This is a genomic window from Pseudoroseomonas cervicalis ATCC 49957 (genome assembly GCF_000164635.1).
GTDB classification, from domain to species: Bacteria; Pseudomonadota; Alphaproteobacteria; order Acetobacterales; family Acetobacteraceae; genus Pseudoroseomonas; species Pseudoroseomonas cervicalis.
Genome location: NZ_GG770905.1, coordinates 1 through 1,735 on the forward strand (window position 1 = coordinate 1; position 1,735 = coordinate 1,735).

Sequence of the window (1,735 nt, forward strand, 5' to 3'; positions counted from 1 at the left end):
GCGCTGCCCGGCGCCGCCAGCTTCGCCGCCGACCTGGCGCGGCCCGAGGCGGCGGCCGAGGCGGTGCAGGCCGCCCTCGGTGCCTTCGGCCGGCTCGACATCCTGGTGCACAGCGCCGGCGCCACCCAGCGCGGCGACTTCCTGGAACTGCCGGATGAGGCCTGGGAGGCGGGCTACGCGCTGAAGCTGTTCGGCGGCATGCGGCTGTGCCGCGCCGCCTGGCCGCATCTGCGGGCCTCCGCCGGCACGGCGGTGCTGATCGCCGGCATTGGCGGTCGGCTGGCCAGCGCCGATTTCACCATTGGCGGCTCGGTCAATGCGGCGCTGATGAACCTGACCAAGGCGCTGGCCGACCGCGGCGTGCGCGACGGGGTGCGGGTCAACGCCGTCAACCCCGGCAGCATCCGCACCGAGCGGCTGACCGGCCGCATCGCCACCCTGGCGCGCGAGCGCGGGCTGGGGCTGGAGCAGGCGGCCGAGGCGCTGGCGGCCGAATCGGGCATCGCCCGCTTCGGCCAGCCGGAGGAGATCGCCGCCGCCGTCGCCTTCCTGGCGGGGCCGCAGGCCGCCTATGTGCAGGGCGCCATCCTGGATGTGGATGGCGGCTGGCTGCGCGCCGTCTAGCCGCGCCGGGCTTGTGCCCGCCCGGCCGCGCCCCGATCTTCCGGGGCGGGACCGGACAGGGGGATGGATGCGGCGACGGGCATGGCTTCAGGCGGCGGCGGTCTCCCTGGCCCCCTGGCCGCGCCCGGCGGGCGCCGCGACCGGACCGGATGGCGACACCCCGGCCATCGCCGCCGCGCTGGACGCGGCGGCGGCGCTGCCGGCGCTGCGCAGCGTGCTGGTGAGCGCCGATGGCCGGCTGGTGGCGGCGCGGGGCTATCATGGGCAATCGCCCGAGGCGCCGGCCAACATCAAATCCGCCTCCAAATCGGTCATGGCCGCGCTGGTCGGCATCGCCATCGGGCGCGGGCTGCTGGAGGGGGTGGAGCAGCCGATCGCCCCGCTGCTGGCCGACCGGCTGCCGCGCGACCCGGACCCCAGGCTGCGCCGCGTCACCATCGGCCACCTGCTGTCGATGCAGGCCGGGCTGCGCTCCACCTCCGGGCCGCGCTACGGGGCGTGGGTGGCCAGCCGTGACTGGGTGCGCGCCGCCCTCGCCCAGCCCTTCGAGGCCGAGCCGGGCGGCGCCATGGTCTATTCCACCGGCTCCACCCACCTGCTCTCCGCCATCCTGGCGCGGCAGGCCGGGCGGCCGACCCTGGCCCTGGCGCGGGACTGGCTGGGCGGGCTGCCGGAGTTCCGCATCACCGATTGGATGCGCGACCCGCAGGGCATCCATCTCGGTGGCAACGAGATGGCGATGCCGCCGCGCGCCCTGCTGGCCTTCGGCGAGCTGCACCGCACCGGCGGCCTGGCGCCGGACGGGACGCGGCTGCTGCCGCAGGGCTGGGTGGCGCGGGCCTGGACGCCGCGCACCGCCTCGCGCTTCACCGGCGACGGCTATGGCTATGGCTGGTTCCTGCGCCGCATCGGCGGCCAGGCGGTGCGCTATGGCTGGGGCTTCGGCGGGCAGATGATCTATGTGGTGCCCGGGCAGGGCCTGAGCGTGGCGATGACCTCGGCCACCGACGCCTCGGCCGCGCGCAGCGGCCATCGCGACGCGCTGCACGCGCTGCTGGAGCGGCTGATGCGGGCCGCGGCGGCCGACGGGCTGGCGGCGGGCTGACCCGCC

At 76.7% G+C, this 1,735-nt stretch carries 2 protein-coding genes; both read left to right on the forward strand.

Annotated features, from left to right (window positions below):
* A partial coding sequence (locus HMPREF0731_RS20185; RefSeq protein ID WP_007006074.1) for an SDR family oxidoreductase occupies positions 1-624 on the forward strand: 624 nt, incomplete at its 5' end.
* A 67-nt stretch (positions 625-691) separates the two neighbouring features.
* A complete protein-coding gene (locus tag HMPREF0731_RS20190; RefSeq protein ID WP_007006075.1) occupies positions 692-1,729 on the forward strand; it encodes a serine hydrolase domain-containing protein in 1,038 nt (345 codons plus the stop codon).
* The last annotated feature ends 6 nt before the right edge of the window (positions 1,730-1,735 follow it).

Coding starts and splice junctions, on each gene's coding strand:
- HMPREF0731_RS20190 (WP_007006075.1), top strand. CDS start 692: ATGCGGCGACGGGCATGGCTTCAGGCGGCGGCGGTCTCCCTGGCCCCC.